Origin of the sequence: Anoxybacillus thermarum, from assembly GCF_000836725.1 — a bacterium.
GTDB classification, from domain to species: domain Bacteria; phylum Bacillota; class Bacilli; order Bacillales; family Anoxybacillaceae; genus Anoxybacillus; species Anoxybacillus thermarum.
In genome coordinates, this window is the sequence record NZ_JXTH01000004.1 from 50,064 (window position 1) to 68,410 (window position 18,347).

Here is an 18,347-nt window from a genome sequence, read left to right on the forward strand (position 1 = left end):
AGAAAACGAAGAAAACGCTTTCTTTTCTTTGTGGTACGCTTAAACATGTAAACGATATGAAAAACAAGGGGGAATACATGTGAAATGGTGGAAACATGTCGCGAAAGGGGCGGCAACATTTGTTCTAGCTTCCGCATTAACAGCGTGCGGAGTTGTATCTTCAGGAAACGAAGGGGGAAGCGAATCGTCGAAAAAAGACGATGGCAAAATTGTGATCGGTTTCTCGATGGACACGTTAAAAGAAGAACGTTGGCAACGGGATAAAGAATTGTTTGAGGCAAAAGTGAAAGAGCTTGGAGCAGAGGTGAAAACATTAGCAGCAAACGGAGATGATGCTGCACAATTGAGCCAAGCCGAGCAGCTCATTTCCGAAGGAGTCGATGTTCTCGTTGTTGTGCCTCATAACGCTGAAGCGTCAGCAGCAATCGTAGAAAAAGCGCATAAAGAAGGCATTCCGGTTATTTCTTATGACCGTTTAATTAAAAACGCTGAAGTAGATTATTATGTTTCATTTGACAATGTGCGCGTCGGTGAAATGCAAGCACAAGCGATTGTAGAGAAAGCACCAAAAGGAAATTACGTTTACATCGGTGGAGCAGATACAGATAACAACGCCCATTTATTCCGTCAAGGAGCGATGAACGTATTAAAGCCACTTGAAGAAAAAGGCGACATTAAAATTGTTTACGATCAGTTCTCAAAAGATTGGAAACCAGAAGAAGCGTTGAAAAATATGGAAAACGCATTAACAGCAAACAATAATAACATTCAAGCTGTTGTTGCAGCGAATGACGGAACAGCAGGTGGTGTCATTCAAGCATTAGCGGCGCAAGGGTTGGCAGGCAAAGTACCTGTTTCAGGGCAGGATGCTGAGTTAGCTGCATTGCAACGTATCGTTGAAGGTACTCAAACGATGACAGTATATAAGCCAATTAAAGCTATTGCAACAAAAGCAGCGGAGATGGCTGTTGCTTTAGCGAAAGGCGAGAAAATCGAAACGAATCAAACTGTATCAAACGGCAAAATCGATGTTCCATCTGTTTTACTTGATCCGATTGCGGTAACAAAAGACAACGTATTAGATACAGTCATTAAAGATGGATATCACAAATTAGAGGACGTATTCAAAAACGTACCGAAAGATCAATGGCCAAAACAATGAAAACAAGGGGCTGGCTTTGCCAGACCCTTATTTTCAACATGATACAACGGGAGTGAAACGAATGTATGCGTTAGAAATGATGAATATTACAAAAGAATTTCCCGGTGTGAAAGCGCTTGACCGCGTTAGTTTCAAAGTGAAAAAGGGAGAAATTCATGCTCTTTGTGGCGAAAATGGTGCTGGCAAATCGACATTGATGAAAGTGTTAAGCGGACTATATCCAGCTGGCACGTATGATGGTGAAATTCGTATTGATGGTAAATCGGTCTCGTTTCGAAATATTGTTGATGCGGAACAGGCGGGTATTGCGATCATTCACCAGGAGCTTGCACTCGTAAAAGAAATGACAGTTGGCGAAAACATTTTTTTAGGACGTGAACCACATAAATTCGGCGTCATTCAATGGGATCAATTGTATTATGAAGCAGAAACATGGTTAAAGAAAGTCGGATTAACGATTTCTCCACGAACAAAAATCCATTCACTCGGCATAGGTCAACAGCAATTAGTTGAAATCGCAAAGGCGCTCGCAAAACAAGCAAACATTTTAATTTTAGATGAACCTACGGCAGCTTTAACCGAAAGTGAAGTTGAAATTTTAATGGATATTTTAGAACAGCTACGGGCACAAGGAGTTGCGTGTATTTATATTTCTCATAAAATGCCAGAAGTATTTCGATTAGCAGATTCGATCACCGTATTGCGCGACGGAAAATCCATTGCGACACTTTCACGTGCAGAAACGAATGAAGATGAAGTTGTTGCGCTCATGGTTGGACGCGAATTGACAGAACGTTATCCGTACGTCAAAAAAACGCCACGGCATGTCGTATTAGAAGTGAAAAACTATTCCGTTTGGCATAAAGAAAAACCGATGAAAGTCAACGACGGTATTCATATGACTGTTCGTGCTGGGGAAATTGTCGGAATTGCTGGCTTGATGGGAGCCGGGCGAACGGAACTAGCGATGAGCTTATTCGGTGCATACGAAGGAAAAGCTGAAGGAGAAGTATGGATGGAAGGAAAACAAGTGCACATTCGCTCTGTAAAAGATGCTATTCGTTCAGGCATTGCACTTGTCACAGAAGATCGAAAAAGGTTAGGTCTTGTACTCGGAATGGATGTTAAAACAAACACGACACTAGCAAGTTTAAAAAACATTAGCCGTTTGCAAGTCATCAATCAAAACGAAGAATTAAAGTGGAGTCAAAAGTATGTCGATGAACTAAAAACAAAAACAGCGTCTTTAGAAACAACTGTTGGTACGTTATCTGGAGGAAATCAACAAAAAGTCGTATTAGCGAAATGGTTAATGGCGAAGCCAAAGCTTTTAATATTAGACGAGCCAACACGCGGTATTGATGTTGGGGCAAAATATGAGATTTATCATTTAATGAATCAATTAGCTGAAGAAGGCGTTGCTATCATGATGATTTCTTCTGAGCTTCCAGAAATTTTAGGAATGAGTGATCGCATTTATGTCATGCGTGAAGGACGAATCGTGAAAGAGTTATCACACGATGAAGCAACACAAGAAAATATTATGATGGCAGCGACAGGAGGGGAATGAGTCATGGAAGTAAAAGCAGTCATCGAACAGCAACAAAAGAAGAAAAATATATTTGGAAAAGTAGATATTCGTGCTTATACGATGATCGGTGCACTGATTGCGATTTGGATTTTCTTTGGTATGTTAAATGAGACGTTTTTAAGTGCACGAAATTTATCCAACTTATTTACACAAATGTCGGTTACCGCTATTTTGGCAATTGGCATGGTGCTCGTTATCGTTGCCGGGCATATTGACCTTTCCGTCGGTTCGATCGTCGGATTAACTGGTGGCATCGCAGCCATTTTAAGCAACTGGATGGGAATGCCGACATCTGTTGTCATCGTATGCACGTTGCTTGCGGGAGCGCTTGTCGGTTTTGTTCAAGGATGGCTAGTTGCTTATCGAGCGATTCCAGCGTTTATCGTTACGTTAGGTGGGATGATGATTTTTCGCGGGGTGTTAATGGGGATTACAAAATCAACAACAATCCCAATTTTTGATGCTCAATTTGTCGCTTTAGGAAGCGCATATTTTACAAACGCCTTTGGGATTGTGCTTGCGGTGATCGCTATTGTTTCTTTATTCGTTTCTACGTTCCGTAAGCGAAAATCGCGGCAACAATACGGCTTTACCATCTCGCCATTACCGATCGAGATTGCTAAACTACTTGTCATTAGCGTACTTATTTTGTTATTCGTTTTGACGATGAACAGTTATAAAGGGATTCCTTTTCCAATTATTTTTGTTATTGCACTCGCGTTGATCTTTTCATTCATTGCGACAAAAACGACATTTGGTCGCCATGTATATGCAATCGGCGGCAATGTGGAAGCCGCCCGTTTATCTGGTATTAACATTCAACGTCATACGATGATGTTGTTTGTTTTTACAGGATTGCTTTCTGCCATTGCAGCCCTCGTTTTAACGGCACGCTTATCATCAGCTACCATTTCAGCGGGACAAATGTACGAACTAGATGCGATTGCGGCTTGCGTCATCGGTGGAACATCGTTAATGGGTGGATCTGGTACAATTATCGGTGCAATTATCGGAGCCATGGTCATGACGTCGCTAGATAACGGGATGTCGCTACTAGGTATGGAAACATTTTGGCAATACATTGTAAAAGGAAGTATTTTAATTTTAGCCGTTTGGATCGATATTGCTAGCCGAAAACGAAAAGGAAATTAATAAAGAGCGCACAGAAAGACAGAAAAAGCTGTCTTGCTGGCGCTTTTTTTGTATTAAAATGGAAAAATTTTATAGATATATTGTTAGGAGGGATATTTTCATACGTCCCATTTCATTGTTCAACGGGATGTGGGGAAGCTGATCGTTAATACGATCAGTTTTTTGTTCAAATATGTCTTTTCTTTTAAATTTTAAAAAATACGTCTTGTCTATTCTGCTCATTCGTATTATATTATTCTTGTGAAAATATTAAATTTTCAGAAAATAAAAAAGGGGGATTGACATGAAAAAGAAAAAGACGCTTTCTATTTTCACGTCTGCTGCTTTAGCTATTGGTTTATTAGCTGGCTGTTCAGCAGAGAAAACGTCAGAAACAACGAAAAACGGTGGAGATTCTGGAGGAGGGACAGTCATTAAAATTGCCACACAAAGTCCGCTCTCTGGTGGAGCAGCAACGTTAGGAGAATCGATTAAACTTGGGGCTCAACTCGCGTTAGAAGAACAAAAAGAAAAATTCGAGAAGTTAGGTTTCAAATTAGAACTCGTTCCATATGACGATCAAGCCGATCCGAAAAAAGGGGTAGCAAATGCTCAATTAATTGGAGCGGATCAGCAAGTTTTAGGTGTAGTTGGACATTTGAACTCAGGTGTTGCCATTCCATCCTCAGAAATTTACGAAAAATATAGCATCCCAATGGTCTCTCCAGCAAACACAGCAACAGATGTCACTGACCGAGGCTTAAAAACGGTGAACCGCATTTGTGCACGTGACGATTTCCAAGGCCCTGCAGGTGCAAAATTCGCTGTTGAAAAATTAGGAGCAAAGAAAATTTTTATCATTCAAGATAAAACAGCATACGGCACAGGCTTAGCAGAAGCGTTTAAAAAAGGAGCAGAAGAAGCAGGTGCTGAGATTGTTGGATTTGAAGGAATTACAATTGGCGAGAAAGACTTTAATGGCGTATTAAATCAGGTGCTCGCGAAAAAACCAGATCTTGTTTATTTCGGTGGTATGTATACAGAAGGTGGCATGTTAATTAAGCAAGCTCGTGATAAAGGTATTAATGTACCATTTATGGGCGGAGATGGGATGGACTCGTCAACGCTTGTTGAAATTGCGGGCGATGCAGTAAAAAATACATTCATTACATCTGCAGCAGGTATTGCAACGGCGACAGAGGCCGGAAAGCAGTTTGCTGAAAAGTATAAACAAAAATTCGGCAAAAATATTGAATCGTATTCTGCTTATGGATATGATGCGATGGGTGTTTTATTAAATGCGATTGAAGAAGCAATTAAAGCAAACGGAAACAAACTTCCTTCCCGTGAACAAGTAGCGGAAGCGGTTCGCAACGTTCAAGATTATGAAGGAGTTGTGACGAAAGTAAGCTTTGATGAAAAAGGAGACAACAAATATGCAAAAATTTACATTTACAAATTCGAAGAAGCAACATATCCAGCTCGATTAGAAGATGAAGTAAGTAAATAATGATGAATACGTTTGAAAAGGGTATGACAGTTTGCCGTACCCTTTTCTTGTAAATTTTTTCACGAGCAAAGGGACAAGCTAAATGTTTTTAGAAAAAGACAACGAAATGGAGGAACTACACATGATCGAACATGTGCTACAAACATTGCCCCAAGTCATCATCGACGGATTGGCATTGGGCGCTGTATACGCCATTGTCGCTCTCGGATATACAATGGTGTACGGCATTTTAGAGCTCATTAACTTCGCCCATGGAGAAATTTTTATGACAGGTGCATTTGTTGGGACAGCGCTTTTATTATCATTTTCTGCTTTTGGCTGGCTATCTTCTATGCCGATGCTGTTGGCATTGCTTCTTGTCCTTGTAGCGACATCGATTGTGACAGGTTTGCTTGGCATGGGCATTGAGCGAATTGCTTATCGTCCATTGCGAAATGCCCCAAAATTAATTACGCTCATTACAGCAATTGGTATTTCATTTTTATTACAAGATTTTGTTCGTTTTATTACAGAATTAAAGAAAGGAAACTACATTTTAACTGGTCCAAGTTTATTTACTGGACAAGTAAACATTTCAGCTTCCTCTATTTGGTCAGGATTTCATGACGCCTCAGTTAAGTCCTCTTTCTTTATCGTTTTAGTTACAGCTGTTGTCATGATGATGACGCTTGACTTCTTTGTGAATAAGACGAAGTGGGGGATGGCGATGCGTGCTGTCGCCCAAGATCGTGAAACGGCTGCGCTTATGAGTGTAAATGTCAATAAAGTTATCGCTTTAACGTTTTTTATTGGATCTGCATTAGGTGGGGCTACAGGTGTTCTCTTTGCAATTCAATACGGAACGATTGATCCATACATCGGCTTCATTTTAGGATTGAAAGCTTTTACCGCAGCAGTATTAGGTGGGATTGGAAACATTCGCGGAGCGATGTTTGGTGGCATTGTTCTCGGTCTGCTTGAAATGTTTGCAGCGGCTAACTTACCGATCGTCTCTGATGGAATATTAGGAGCGGAATACAAAGACGTGTTTGCTTTTTCTATTTTAATTATTGTTCTTATTTTCAAACCAGAAGGGTTATTCGGAAAAGTGTCCGTTGAGAAAGTGTAGGTGGTCGATATGAAAAAATGGTTGAACGTATTCGAGCAAAATAAACGTATTCAGGCGACCTTGATTGGTGCGTATATCGCTACCACGTTTATCAGTTTATATTTAGCACAAAAATCAGTTGTTGCTTTTTTGCTTTTGCTTTCTTCGCTTTTATTTTTATATTTTACGTCATTTTCGAATCGTGTGAAGTGGGGCATAGGCATTCTCGTATTAAGCGTGCTATTGCCTTTAGCCGCAAGCCAAGGAGAAGCTTATCAATCATATATGGAAGTGGCAACGTTAGTCGGAATTTACATCGCCATGGCGCTAGGATTGAACATTGTCGTAGGACTTGCCGGCCTTTTAGACTTAGGGTTTGTCGCTTTTTTTGCCATTGGTGCCTATACGTACGGTATTTTTGCGACAGCACAGGCAAACAACTTTATGCCATTTGGAAAGTATCCGTTATCCGGAGAAAGTTTTTGGATATTTTTAATCGTCGGGTGTGTTGTTGCTGCAATATTTGGAGTGTTGCTCGGCATCCCGGTGTTACGCGTAAAAGGCGATTATTTAGCGATTGTAACGCTCGGATTTGGAGAAATTATTCGTATTATTTTCAATAATTTGGATAAACCAGTTAACATTACAAACGGTGCAATGGGGCTCGCTTCCGTTCAACCGCCCAAACTGTTCGGGATTGAATTTATGTACCCGAGTCAATTTTATTATGTTGTATTAGTGATTTTGTTGCTTACGATTTTTATTGTCCGTCGTTTAGAATATTCGAAAATTGGTCGAGCGTGGAAAGCGGTGCGGGAAAATGAAATTGCCGCACAAGCGATGGGCATTCCGCTCGTTCGTACAAAGTTGATGGCGTTTGCCGTTGGTGCTTCATTTTCAGGAATGATGGGTGTCGTATTTGCAGCAAAACAGACGTTTGTTGATCCAACAAGCTTTACACTGCTTGAGTCCATTACAATTCTCGTCATGGTTATTTTAGGAGGCATGGGTAGTGTCCCGGGGGTTATACTCGGTGCGGCGCTTGTGACGATTTTAAATCTTCAAGTGCTTACAGAATTAACAAACTGGTTAAACCAGCTTAGTTTAAGTGGAGTCGTTCACATTCCTGATGCGCTATCTCCAGCAAAAATGCAACGGTTTATCTTTGGCTTGATTTTAATTGTCTTTGCTTTGTATCGTCCACAAGGATTGTTGCCGGCAAAAAATCCTCGTTTTGATGAAAAAGAGTTGAAAAGTGGCGTAACAAACGTAGCAGACGGAAAGGAGGGAGCGAAAGGTGTCTATTTTAACGGTTAAACAATTAACAAAGCAATTTGGTGGACTTATTGCGAACAACAATATTGATATGGATGTGCAAAAAGGATCAATTACAGCTGTTATCGGACCGAACGGTGCAGGGAAGACAACATTGTTTAACATGGTCACAGGGGTGTATCAACCGACGAGCGGTGATATTTTATTAAACGGCGAGTCGCTCGTTGGATTAAAGCCTCATCAAGTGGCACAAAAAGGTATTTCGCGTACGTTCCAAAATATTCGTTTATTCGGAGCGATGACCGTATTAGAAAACGTCATGGTTGGCATGCATACGCATTTACGTAGCGGGTTATTTCATACGATATTTTCTACTCCATTGATGCGCAAAGAGGAAAAAGAAGCGAAACAAGAGGCGTATCGTCTTTTGCAATACGTCGGTTTAGAGTCACTTTATAACGAAGAGGCAAAAAATTTGCCTTATGGGGCGCAGCGAAAACTTGAAATTGCCCGCGCATTAGCGACGAAACCAAAAGTGTTGCTGCTAGATGAGCCCGCTGCTGGAATGAATCCGAAAGAAACAGCGGAATTGACGAAGCTTATTTATGATATGCGTGAACAATTGCAACTAACGATTATTTTAATTGAACATGATATGAAACTCGTTATGGAAATTTCTGAACATATTATTGTGTTAGATCATGGAGAAAAAATTGCTGAAGGTACGCCAGATGACATTCGAAATAATGAAAAAGTCATTGAAGCTTATTTAGGAAAAGGAGCGACAACAGCATCGTAGGAGGGGATGGCGAGTGAGTTTGTTGCGTTTAGAACGCGTTCATACGTTTTATGGTGGAGTTCATGCGCTAAAAGGAATTGATTTAGAAGTATGTGAAGGGGAAATTGTTACGTTAATCGGCAGTAACGGTGCGGGAAAATCGACAACATTAAAAACAATTAGCGGACAAGTGAAAGCAAAAAGTGGAAGCATTGTATACGAAGGAAAAGACATGACAAATACCCCACCACATATGACCGCCTTAGCAGGCATCGCCCATGTTCCTGAAGGACGGAGAATTTTTCCGAGATTGACGGTAAAAGAAAATTTAGAAATGGGTGCTTTTTCGGTGAACGATAGAAAAGAGATAGCTGAACGAATGGAGCGAGTATTTCATTATTTTCCTCGGTTAAAAGAGCGTCTGCAACAAAAAGGGGGGACGATGAGTGGAGGAGAGCAACAAATGTTAGCGATCGGTCGTGCTTTAATGATGAAACCGAAGTTGCTCATGTTAGATGAACCGTCGATGGGATTAGCTCCAATTATCGTCGAGCAAATTTTCCATATTATTCGAGAGTTAAACGATGAAGGAATGACGATTTTGCTTGTCGAACAAAATGCGTTTCAAGCGTTGCAAATCGCGCATCGTGGCTACGTCATTCAAACAGGAGAAATTACAATGTCAGGTACAGGAAAGGAACTGCTTGGAAACGAGCAAGTACGAGAAGCATATTTAGGGTGAATCACAAGGCGTCTGGCGACAAAAGCTAGCGCCTTTTTGTATAATTGTTTCGGAGGGATGGATGTGCACATTGATACAGTAATCTTGCGGCATTTAGAAATGGAATTAAAATCACCGTTTACAACAAGCTTTGGGACGATGAAAACGCGTCCCGTTTTATTAGTGGAAGCGATCGATGAAAATGGCGAGCGAGGATGGGGAGAAGGTGTTGCTTTTTCTGCCCCTTGGTATACGGAAGAAACGCTGGAAACGACGTGGCATATGCTTGAATATTTTTTAATTCCGCTTCTTTTTCAAGCCCCCGTTCATCATCCGGATGAATTGCGCGCCCGATTTTCGATGATTCGCCGCAACTACATGGCCAAAGCAGCGCTTGAAGGGGCGGTATGGGATTTGTTCGCCAAACGGCGTGGGATGCCATTAAGCGCGGCGCTCGGCGGTGAAAAACAAGAAGTGGAAGTGGGAATAAGCATCGGCATTCAGAAAATAACAAATTTGCTAAAACGAATGGAACAAGCGCTTGCGGAAGGATACCAGCGGGTGAAAATAAAAATTAAGCCAGGATGGGATGTGGATGTCGTTCGTGTCGTTCGTCGACATTTCCCTGATGTTCCGCTTATGGTCGATGCAAACTCCGCTTACTCGTTACACGACATCGACCGCCTACAAGCGCTCGATGACTATGAGTTGCTTATGATTGAACAGCCGCTTGCTGTAGATGACATCGTTGATCATGCGAAATTACAAGCAAAGTTAAACACACCGATTTGTTTAGATGAAAGCATATGTTCATACGAAGATGCCAAAAGAGCAATTGAATTGCAAAGTTGCCGAATCATCAATATAAAAATTGGCCGAGTAGGTGGATTAACGGAAGCGAAACGCATTCATGATTTATGCCAACAACATCATATTCCTGTATGGTGTGGCGGCATGTTAGAAGGTGGAGTCGGACGAGCGCATAGCATCGCTTTAGCAACACTTTCGCATTTTTCTTTACCAAGCGATACAGCTGCATCGGCAAATTATTGGAATCGTGACTTCATTGATCCAGAAGTTACCGTTCATCATGGACGCATTTTCGTTTCGAAACAGCCCGGTATAGGCTATGAAGTGAATATGAAAGAAGTCGAGCGGCGTGTCGTTCGTTCAAAAGTATATAACCGTGTGAAAGGATGAGGATATGTTTGATCCAACGATTTTTGATAATTTAAAAACAGTTGTTGAAGGGGCCGTTTACGATTTAGATACAAATGATGAACTGATTGCGATCATTGATCGCTCAGATATCGTTGACTTAGCGAAATTTACGCGCGCGTACGCTCTCTCTTTTCAATTGCGTCATGCTCATCAAGTGACGTGTACCATTTCGCTTGAAATGACGCTCCAACATATTGCAAACGAGTTGTTATACGAAGATGTTACGAGCGCAGGTTGTACTTTGACGGTTTCGTTTTCTTTTTCAACAACAAACGTCGATTGCGCAGACGTAGAACAGATGCTAAAGCACATTTGGGGGGAGCATCGCACAGTTATACAAACGTTAACGTACACATACCCAAAACATGAACGATATACTCATCGTGTGACGATTGATTTTGAGCGTACGATTAACGAAAGCCATGTTGATGATTTATTACATATGATTCCATACATCATTCGTTCGCTTGAACAGTTGCTTTTGTATGCTGAACAAAAATGATTGAAGGGATATTATATTCCAAGTATGATAGAAGTGAAAATGATTATAATTATCATACTTGGAGTGTTGTTGGATGAAAAAAATATATTTTTGTAAAAAGAATAAATTCGCAACGAAAACGTTGTATCAATTTTTAAAACGAACGTTCAAACACGTCAAAGTGAAGAGAAAAGATTGCGTCGGCAAATGCAAAATGTGCAAACATTGTCCGTTCGTTTTAATCGACGGAGAAGCTGTAAAAGCGGCGACGACGGACGAATTGTATGACCGCATTTCTTATGAAATGACAAAACAATGGTGGGCGTTTCGGAAAAAATAAGCAGGAATTTTTTTATTTTTGTTTAATTTCATGTGTGAAAGGGGGGGAGATGATGTGGTCAGAAGTGAAACAAATGTTATCTCGCACGATGTCCTCGCTTGCTTTTGAAACATGGATCGAAGGAACGACAGCGACGATGGAAGATGATACGGTCACTATTCATTGCACAAACCCAATGCAAAAAAATTGGATTGAAACGTTGTATATGTCTCACATTGAACGAGCAATCGAAAAAGTTTGCGGCAAACGAATGGTTGTTCAGTTGGAAGCACCTCATGAGCTTTCTAACGAGCAATTTATGCGTATGTGGAACTACATGATTACCCTCGAAAAACAAACGTGGCATCTTGAAGCGCGCGTCACAAAAGTGGAACGACAAATGGAAGAAATAGAAAAAGAAGTGGCACAACTGCGCGAACGGACAGATTTTCTTGAACGACTGCTTGCGACAGATGAGAAACCTGTACAGAAAACGTATATTCATTAAAGAGGTGTTCCAAATAACGGAACACCTCTATTTACTAACATTTTTTATAATGTACCGTCATACATAACTTTCCGCAGCAAGAACCAAGTACTGAAGGGGTATCGGCAGTGGAATTGGAGGGAGTAAGACACTCAATTGATACTTTTTTCAAGTGATTAAACGTTTTTGAAAATGACTGTCCTTCTGTTAATGTTGCAACTTCACCTTCGTTCACGTATATCTTCACCTCACCACAACTATTTTCAACTAATACCGTTACTGTTCCAAACGGTTTAATGATATTCTCATCTGCTTCCCAAACGACTTCTGGTGCATTACCACCACATGAAAACTCCCAATTTTGACAAACTTCATCCGTCACAATTGGACGGTCTGGACAACATCCTCCACAGCTCATCATATCCGCTCCTTTTTTGTTTTATTGAAGAGTGATCTTCCCTTATATACAATGCGAGAAAAGGAAAAGTGTATAGGATTTTGTCCTATGTTTCACACCTAATTTTTACACATTTTTTTCACCGCAAGCCTATGCACGAATATACATACACACATAGTATGATATATCGAATGAAAAAGGGGGGATGGCAAGTGGAAAAACATTGTATTCATGTGGAAAAAGTGTTTGACTGGGTTATGCGCCCGGTAAAACTAACAAAAAGGGAAACGTTGACAGAACCTATTGTGGAAAATGATGTTTGTGTTGACATTTGTATACCGTGCGGAAAAAAAACGGTCGTATGGTCGGCGGAAGAAAGCGTGCAAGCGTTTGGAACGGTGACCGTCGTATATGAGCAAGGGTGCGGACAAAAAATGGACGTCTTTATAAATGGAGAATTTTCCTTTTCATTGCAAGAAGGGGAATCTCGTTCAGTCACTATGTCACATTTACACGACGTTCAAGTTGAGTGTAAAGGAGATGGCATGTGCGTCGGACGTGTATGTATTCAACTTCATCAACAGCTTCATCGCATGGACGATTGCGAACATATTCGTTGCATATTGACTGATGCATGCGGACAGCCGATTGAACCAGGACAGATGACTTGTCGCATACTTGATGAACGACAGACAGTTCGTGTAACGTTGCCGAATGGAAAACATGTGAACTTACAGCGAGTATATGTTCTCATCGAGGCGTTTGTTGTGGTGCAATGCATACAGAAGGATGGAACAGTGTGGAAAACAAAGCCGATTTCATTAGCAACAATAGAGGATGTGTTACTATGTGCCCCAGCAGAGACGGCTGTCGTTTGCGAAACCGTTACAGCCGACTGTAAAGCAGCGTTTCTTTCAGCAGCGTGTCCACAAATATTTATCACTATTCATCTTTGTCAACATGTTCAATCGCTCGGGCGTGTGAAAGTTGAAATTGAAGGAGCGATATGCACACCGCGTGTCGAACAACAAGTACACATATGCCCACAACATGTTCATATACCAAGTTGCCCGATATAAAAAGAGAGAGACGCGTCAAGCGAAGCTCTCTCATAGCTTAAAGCCAAATATACCTGAAATAAAGCAACTGTTGACGATCCATGTTTTGTTGTTTTTCGTCAGACGGACGGTTCCTTTTCCGACAGCGTCAATTTTAACGTTTTGCATATTATTAAACTGCCCGGTAGCTAATGTATCGACATCAACCGTTTGCCCTTGGATATGTTGCAAAAAGCTTGTAATTGAACGTTCACAACAGTCGCACGTTTCGTCAATTTGGGGGAGGAAAATGTTTTTCAATACGTCTCCTCTCACTTCGACGACGTTACAAATTGGAAATGCTGCTGATCTTTTCGCTTGTCCTGTACCTGGAATCGTGCCGGTGACAATAAAGTCATTTTCGATCGTCCCCACTGTAAAATTATTATTTCCTTGCCCCAGTCCTGTTTGATCAAGTGTGGCAATATCGACTTCTTTTCCATTTAGCTGTGCTAACACATGTTTCATTCCTTCGACACAGCATGGACATTCGTCACGCTGTGGAGACATATGGCGCATCGGTGCACAACAACATTTTTTCATTTCGTTTCCCCCTCTCTAACTTTATTGTATGAACGAGAGAGAGAAAGGTGTGGACGGGTCGTTACAAAAACGGATTGCGCCATTCCATAAGCAAGGCGTAGTTGCAAGACTGAGCATCTTCTAAATAATTAGCGACGACTTTCACTGGTGTGCGCCCGCAGCGAAGTAAAAAAGTAATAACAGGGTCTGTGAGTTTTCCTTTTATTTTGTCTGAATAGAAGCATCGTTTGTGTAGAAAAAATGATCGATGTGTTACAATAGCGTTAAGGGAGGAATGAAAAATGAGCATTTACGATTTTCATGTACGTACAATTCAAGGAGAAGAGCAATCGTTAGCCCAGTATAAAGGAACAGTTCTATTAATCGTCAATACAGCAAGCAAATGTGGATTGACGCCACAATACGAACAATTGCAACAATTGTATGACAAGTATAAAGATCACGGTTTTGTCGTGCTCGGTTTCCCGTGCAACCAATTCGGAAATCAAGAGCCAGGATCAGAAGAAGACATCTCGCAGTTTTGTCAACTCAATTATGGTGTGACGTTTCCGATGTTTGCGAAAGTGGACGTAAACGGTCCAAACGCCCATCCGCTTTTCACTTACTTAACGGAACAAGCGCCAGGTGTGTTAGGAACGAAAGCGGTGAAATGGAACTTTACAAAATTTCTAGTTGATCGAAAAGGTCAAGTTGTTGCGCGGTTTGCTCCGACAACAAAGCCGTTTGAACTTGAACAGCATATTGAATCGTTGCTTCACGAACCCGTCTCTGAATGAAAAAAGAGACGGTTTTTTGTTTGAAGTAATGGATTTGTCTATACGGATTTTTATATAGTGCATATGTTGAGATAGTAGGGATTATGTCAAATAGGAGGGGTTATATGTTCATTGAACCTTGGATCGTAGATGAAACGATGCATGAGTTTTTCGTACCGGACTATATTGAACAAATGGCAGAAGACGTGTTGCGTCATTACGATTTATCTGTTCAAAGTAGGCAAGTCGTCACGACGAAACCGGATAAAGGGGGAGCCATTTGGAAGTTAGAAACGAACAAAGGGCCAAAAAGTTTAAAACTACTTCATCGTCGCCCAACACGCAGTTTATTTAGCCTCGGCGCTCAGCGATATTTAGTCGATGTGCAAAACGCAAATGTCCCGCCGATTGTACAAACGAAAGAAGGAATAGATTATGTGGAGGCAGGAGGAAAACTATGGTTTGTTGCGGAATGGATCGAGCCGTTATTTCCTGTAACGAAAGATTTAGAAGGGGCGAAACAGCTTTGTTATGCGCTTGGTGAATTTCATCGTTTAAGTAAAGGATACGTTCCTCCAAAAGGAGCAGAAATCGCTTCCCGGTTGTACAAATGGCCGAAAACGTATGAGAAAACGATAAACAAAATGGACTGGTTTCGCCAATTAGCGAAGGCGTATAAAGAGATGCCTGCAAGCGCGATGTTGTTGGAAGTTGTCGATCGCTTTCAAGTACAGGCGCGCGAAAGTTTCACAAGACTACAACAATCCTCGTACCACCAACTAATCGAACTTGGACATAGCGAATGGGGATTAGTGCATCAAGATTATGGGTGGTCGAACGGACAAATGGGCGCAGATGGCATGTGGATTATCGATTTAGATGGCGTGGCGTATGATTTGCCCATTCGAGATTTACGAAAACTGATTTCCGGTACGATGGCTGATTTATACCGCTGGGATGCCCAATGGGTGCGAGAGATGATTCGAGCGTATCATGAAGCCAATCCAATTGACGCTTCATTATATGACATATTGATGATTGATTTGTCACTTCCGAATGAATTTTACAAAAACTTAAAAGAAGTTGTATACGAGCCAGAGCTATTTTTAACGGAACAAACGATGCAACTTATTGAAATCATTGTTGCAACGGATGAAACGAAATGGCCGGTTCTTGCGGAAATTGAAAACGATTGGAAGGAGAACGGAAACAGATGAACATTTTGATGATTTGTACAGAAAAGCTACCTGTTCCTCCTGTGCTTGGTGGTGCGATTCAAACGTATATTGCTGGCATCCTCCCCCATCTTCACCGTGCACATCGTATTACGGTATTAGGTGTACAACATGAAACACTGCCAAATGAAGAAACGATCGATGGCATTCATTATGTACGCGTCCCAGGTGGGATATTTGACACATATTGCGATCATGTCGTTCAATACGTGCAAGCTCATTCGTTTGATCTCATCCATATTTTTAACCGCCCACGTCTCGTTTTACCTATTCGTCAAGTCGCTCCTCATGCCAAAATGACGCTGAGCATGCATAACGATATGTTTCAAGTTGCGAAAATCAACCGTGAAGAAGCAGTAGAAGTGATCAGGCAAGTATCAGCGATTGTCACAATTAGCAACTATATCGGCCAAGTCATTCGCGACCTATATCCAGAAGCAGAGGGGAAATTACGAACGATTTACTCCGGTGTTGATTCCGAACGATTTTTACCGGGAAATCATTCGAAGATGGCACCAATTCGTAAGCAGCTACGTCAAGCGCATGGGATCGATCAAAAAACAGTCATTTTATTTGCGGGGCGTTTGTCACCAAATAAAGGGGTTGATAAATTGATTCAAGCGTTGCCGGAACTTGCGAAGCGATTTAATGATTTAGCGCTCGTCATCGTCGGAAGCAAATGGTTTAGCGAAGAAGGGACGACAGATTATATCGCTTACGTTCGTTCGTTAGCTAAAAGATTACCTATTCCTGTTGTAGCTACAGGATTTGTGCCGCCAAATGAAATTCAACATTGGTTTGCCGCAGCTGATCTATTTGTTTGTACATCGCAATGGCAAGAGCCGCTTGCCCGCGTTCATTATGAAGCGATGGCAGCAGGACTTCCGATTGTTACAACCGCTCGTGGTGGTAATCCAGAAGTCATCGTTCCAAATGAAAATGGTGTTGTTGTCGAAAGACCAGAAGATCCGCAAGACTTTGTGGAAAAAATGGCATATGTGTTGTCCAATCGTACGCTAATGAAGAAAATGGGAGAAAACGGGCGGAAATTAGCGACATCACTTTATCGTTGGGAGCGCGTGGCATCAGACCTACTCCGCGTATGGCAACATGTCGAACAAACTGAGCTTTCACCAATGCAAGCAACTGTTTCTGTTGAAGAAATAGTTGAGCAAGTCGTTGAAAAACAGCCGACCGAGCCGGTTTTACAACCTTTGAAGCCAATTCGAAAAGAAGTAGCATCAAACAAAAAAAGGAAAAAAGCATTTGTATGGGCGATTACGACATAAAACCCCCACTTATGTTTGTGGGAGTCTCGGTCTTGTTTGCATATATAAATAAAAGTCATCGTTTTGTTTTTCTGTAATGACGTCGCGTAAAATTTGAGCAAGGACTGTGCTATACACGGTTCCGTTATCTCCGTAAGCATAGACGAAATAACAGTTTGGAAAGGAATCGTACACACCGATCATCGGAAGACCATCGTGCGTCCCACCGTAAAAGGCAGCTAAATAAAATTCAGGAACGACATGAATATCGGGGAAAAGTCGATGAAATTCCTCGATGAGTCGTTCTTTTTTATGCATAAGCTTAGCGTCGCGATCATCCGCATACGCTGTATTTTCATCAAGCCCACCGATAATAATGCGATCGTCAGCCGTTGTTCGCATATATACATACGGACGGGCTGTCTCCCAAATAAGCGTTCGTTTATGCCAACTTGAAAAATCTTCAACTCGATTTGTAATAACCGCATACGAACTAACGAGTAACGCTTTTTTTTCTTGTTTCACTTCTAACGTTTCGTAGCCTGCGGCAAAAATGACTTTCCGGGCTCGGATGGAATGCCCGTTTTTCGTATAGCATGTTGCCATATGTTGTTCGAGTTTTTTTCCATTGATTTCTGTTTCTTCGAAAATACGTACCCCACGTTGTTTCGCATATTCTAATAAACCAATTGTCAATTTATACGGATTTAATTCTCCATCCCCCGTTGTATATAAAGCAGCATGTTTTGTAAACGGATAATGGCGGCGAATTTGTTGTTCATTTAACCAGACAACAGGATAGCCTTGTTTTTTTAACGCCGTATATTCTTTTTCAAGCTTTTGGACATCTTCCGCAACGCTTGCATAATACAAACTGTCCCTTTTTTGAAATTCCACATCGATATGTAAGCAATTTGCTGCCCGTTCAAGTTCATCGACGGCTTGTTGACAAAGCGTTAAATGACGTGCGGCATACGTTTCGCCAAAGCTGTTAACGAGTTCGAAAAACATTTTATCCCCGAGACATTGAATGAGTGCTGTATTTGTCATCGTACTTCCGTATCCGGCTTTTCGTTTATCGACAACAACGACGTCTAAATCGGTTTCACTTAAATAATAAGCGCACAACGCCCCAGAACCACCCGCTCCGACAATTAATACGTCACATTGTATGTCGCTCTCAAGAGGGGGATACGAGGGAGCATCGGGAAATGTCGTTGGCCAATATAACTTTCCTGTTTGTAAATCCATCGCGATAACCACCTTTCTTCTTCATTCTGGTCTTTTTT

19 protein-coding genes and 1 pseudogene are annotated in these 18,347 nt (G+C 41.4%); 16 read left to right on the forward strand and 4 right to left on the reverse strand.

The window, feature by feature from the left end; translation table 11 throughout:
• The first annotated feature begins 79 nt into the window (after positions 1 to 79).
• The 12 genes from xylF to LH47_RS01845 all read left to right on the forward strand — a co-directional run bounded on the left by xylF (position 80) and on the right by LH47_RS01845 (position 11,784).
• Positions 80 to 1,162, forward strand: a complete 1,083-nt coding sequence (gene xylF, locus LH47_RS01790; RefSeq protein ID WP_043964233.1) for a D-xylose ABC transporter substrate-binding protein — start codon at positions 80 to 82, stop codon at positions 1,160 to 1,162.
• A gap of 16 nt (positions 1,163 to 1,178) precedes the next feature.
• Positions 1,179 to 2,732: a xylose ABC transporter ATP-binding protein gene (locus LH47_RS01795; RefSeq protein ID WP_084221226.1), complete on the forward strand. Its 1,554-nt coding sequence runs from the start codon at positions 1,179 to 1,181 to the stop codon at positions 2,730 to 2,732.
• 3 nt (positions 2,733 to 2,735) lie between these two features.
• Entirely contained in the window at positions 2,736 to 3,905 is a 1,170-nt protein-coding gene (locus tag LH47_RS01800) for a sugar ABC transporter permease (protein WP_043964235.1), read from the forward strand.
• A 283-nt stretch (positions 3,906 to 4,188) separates the two neighbouring features.
• Complete coding sequence (locus LH47_RS01805) at positions 4,189 to 5,394, forward strand: branched-chain amino acid ABC transporter substrate-binding protein (protein ID WP_043964237.1); 1,206 nt, start codon at positions 4,189 to 4,191, stop codon at positions 5,392 to 5,394.
• A gap of 121 nt (positions 5,395 to 5,515) precedes the next feature.
• The gene (locus LH47_RS01810) at positions 5,516 to 6,502 is read left to right on the forward strand and encodes a branched-chain amino acid ABC transporter permease (RefSeq protein WP_043964284.1); all 987 of its coding nucleotides are present in this window, start codon (positions 5,516 to 5,518) and stop codon (positions 6,500 to 6,502) included.
• Positions 6,503 to 6,511: 9 nt separating this feature from the next.
• Positions 6,512 to 7,798, forward strand: coding sequence for a branched-chain amino acid ABC transporter permease (locus LH47_RS01815; RefSeq protein ID WP_043964286.1), 1,287 nt, complete (start codon positions 6,512 to 6,514; stop codon positions 7,796 to 7,798).
• Positions 7,779 to 8,555, forward strand: a complete 777-nt coding sequence (locus tag LH47_RS01820) for an ABC transporter ATP-binding protein (protein WP_043964239.1) — start codon at positions 7,779 to 7,781, stop codon at positions 8,553 to 8,555. The genes LH47_RS01815 and LH47_RS01820 overlap by 20 nt, the downstream gene beginning before the upstream one ends.
• Positions 8,556 to 8,568: 13 nt before the next feature.
• Positions 8,569 to 9,276, forward strand: a complete 708-nt coding sequence (locus LH47_RS01825; RefSeq protein WP_043964241.1) for an ABC transporter ATP-binding protein — start codon at positions 8,569 to 8,571, stop codon at positions 9,274 to 9,276.
• 57 nt (positions 9,277 to 9,333) lie between these two features.
• Positions 9,334 to 10,455, forward strand: a complete 1,122-nt coding sequence (gene menC, locus LH47_RS01830) for an o-succinylbenzoate synthase (RefSeq protein ID WP_043964243.1) — start codon at positions 9,334 to 9,336, stop codon at positions 10,453 to 10,455.
• A 4-nt stretch (positions 10,456 to 10,459) separates the two neighbouring features.
• Positions 10,460 to 10,978, forward strand: a complete 519-nt coding sequence (locus LH47_RS01835; RefSeq protein ID WP_043964244.1) for a hypothetical protein — start codon at positions 10,460 to 10,462, stop codon at positions 10,976 to 10,978.
• Positions 10,979 to 11,051: 73 nt separating this feature from the next.
• Complete coding sequence (locus LH47_RS01840; RefSeq protein ID WP_043964246.1) at positions 11,052 to 11,297, forward strand: DUF1450 domain-containing protein; 246 nt, start codon at positions 11,052 to 11,054, stop codon at positions 11,295 to 11,297.
• Between the two features lie 49 nt (positions 11,298 to 11,346).
• Positions 11,347 to 11,784, forward strand: coding sequence for a DnaA N-terminal domain-containing protein (locus LH47_RS01845; protein WP_235341014.1), 438 nt, complete (start codon positions 11,347 to 11,349; stop codon positions 11,782 to 11,784).
• A 34-nt stretch (positions 11,785 to 11,818) separates the two neighbouring features.
• Here the strand turns inward: LH47_RS01845 and LH47_RS01850 are convergent, their stop codons facing one another.
• Positions 11,819 to 12,184 (reverse strand): DUF3992 domain-containing protein, encoded by a 366-nt coding sequence (locus LH47_RS01850; protein ID WP_235341016.1) that lies wholly within the window; start codon positions 12,182 to 12,184, stop codon positions 11,819 to 11,821.
• Positions 12,185 to 12,372: 188 nt separating this feature from the next.
• Here LH47_RS01850 and LH47_RS01855 point away from each other — a divergent pair, with 188 nt between their 5' ends.
• Positions 12,373 to 13,239 (forward strand): BMQ_0737 family morphogenetic spore coat protein, encoded by an 867-nt coding sequence (locus LH47_RS01855; protein ID WP_235341019.1) that lies wholly within the window; start codon positions 12,373 to 12,375, stop codon positions 13,237 to 13,239.
• Between the two features lie 30 nt (positions 13,240 to 13,269).
• Here LH47_RS01855 and LH47_RS01860 read toward each other — a convergent pair whose 3' ends face one another.
• Together LH47_RS01860 and LH47_RS16590 are read right to left on the reverse strand one after the other, a co-directional pair.
• Positions 13,270 to 13,800, reverse strand: coding sequence for a hypothetical protein (locus LH47_RS01860; protein ID WP_043964252.1), 531 nt, complete (start codon positions 13,798 to 13,800; stop codon positions 13,270 to 13,272).
• 61 nt (positions 13,801 to 13,861) lie between these two features.
• A pseudogene (locus tag LH47_RS16590) lies at positions 13,862 to 14,005 on the reverse strand (GNAT family N-acetyltransferase); the annotation flags it as partial.
• Between the two features lie 76 nt (positions 14,006 to 14,081).
• On the opposite strand from LH47_RS16590, the gene LH47_RS01865 reads away from it, so the two are divergent.
• The 3 genes from LH47_RS01865 (at position 14,082) to LH47_RS01875 (ending at position 17,079) form a co-directional block, all read left to right on the forward strand.
• Positions 14,082 to 14,576, forward strand: a complete 495-nt coding sequence (locus LH47_RS01865; RefSeq protein WP_043964254.1) for a glutathione peroxidase — start codon at positions 14,082 to 14,084, stop codon at positions 14,574 to 14,576.
• 104 nt (positions 14,577 to 14,680) lie between these two features.
• Positions 14,681 to 15,772 (forward strand): CotS family spore coat protein, encoded by a 1,092-nt coding sequence (locus tag LH47_RS01870; protein WP_043964256.1) that lies wholly within the window; start codon positions 14,681 to 14,683, stop codon positions 15,770 to 15,772.
• A complete protein-coding gene (locus LH47_RS01875; protein WP_043964258.1) occupies positions 15,769 to 17,079 on the forward strand; it encodes a glycosyltransferase family 4 protein in 1,311 nt (436 codons plus the stop codon). The genes LH47_RS01870 and LH47_RS01875 overlap by 4 nt, the downstream gene beginning before the upstream one ends.
• 9 nt (positions 17,080 to 17,088) lie before the next feature.
• On the opposite strand, the gene LH47_RS01880 is transcribed toward LH47_RS01875, so the two are convergent.
• Complete coding sequence (locus LH47_RS01880; RefSeq protein ID WP_043964260.1) at positions 17,089 to 18,309, reverse strand: NAD(P)/FAD-dependent oxidoreductase; 1,221 nt, start codon at positions 18,307 to 18,309, stop codon at positions 17,089 to 17,091.
• Between the last annotated feature and the right edge of the window lie 38 nt (positions 18,310 to 18,347).

Bases quoted from the DNA above. Each gene is read 5' to 3' on its own strand.
- LH47_RS01800 (WP_043964235.1), top strand. From the start codon at position 2,736: ATGGAAGTAAAAGCAGTCATCGAACAGCAACAAAAGAAGAAAAATATA.
- LH47_RS01805 (WP_043964237.1), top strand. From the start codon at position 4,189: ATGAAAAAGAAAAAGACGCTTTCTATTTTCACGTCTGCTGCTTTAGCT.
- LH47_RS01810 (WP_043964284.1), top strand. From the start codon at position 5,516: ATGATCGAACATGTGCTACAAACATTGCCCCAAGTCATCATCGACGGA.
- LH47_RS01815 (WP_043964286.1), top strand. From the start codon at position 6,512: ATGAAAAAATGGTTGAACGTATTCGAGCAAAATAAACGTATTCAGGCG.
- menC (WP_043964243.1), top strand. From the start codon at position 9,334: ATGGATGTGCACATTGATACAGTAATCTTGCGGCATTTAGAAATGGAA.
- LH47_RS01835 (WP_043964244.1), top strand. From the start codon at position 10,460: ATGTTTGATCCAACGATTTTTGATAATTTAAAAACAGTTGTTGAAGGG.
- LH47_RS01840 (WP_043964246.1), top strand. From the start codon at position 11,052: ATGAAAAAAATATATTTTTGTAAAAAGAATAAATTCGCAACGAAAACG.
- LH47_RS01845 (WP_235341014.1), top strand. From the start codon at position 11,347: ATGATGTGGTCAGAAGTGAAACAAATGTTATCTCGCACGATGTCCTCG.
- LH47_RS01850 (WP_235341016.1), bottom strand. From the start codon at position 12,184: ATGATGAGCTGTGGAGGATGTTGTCCAGACCGTCCAATTGTGACGGAT.
- LH47_RS01860 (WP_043964252.1), bottom strand. From the start codon at position 13,800: ATGAAAAAATGTTGTTGTGCACCGATGCGCCATATGTCTCCACAGCGT.
- LH47_RS01865 (WP_043964254.1), top strand. From the start codon at position 14,082: ATGAGCATTTACGATTTTCATGTACGTACAATTCAAGGAGAAGAGCAA.
- LH47_RS01870 (WP_043964256.1), top strand. From the start codon at position 14,681: ATGTTCATTGAACCTTGGATCGTAGATGAAACGATGCATGAGTTTTTC.
- LH47_RS01875 (WP_043964258.1), top strand. From the start codon at position 15,769: ATGAACATTTTGATGATTTGTACAGAAAAGCTACCTGTTCCTCCTGTG.
- LH47_RS01880 (WP_043964260.1), bottom strand. From the start codon at position 18,309: ATGGATTTACAAACAGGAAAGTTATATTGGCCAACGACATTTCCCGAT.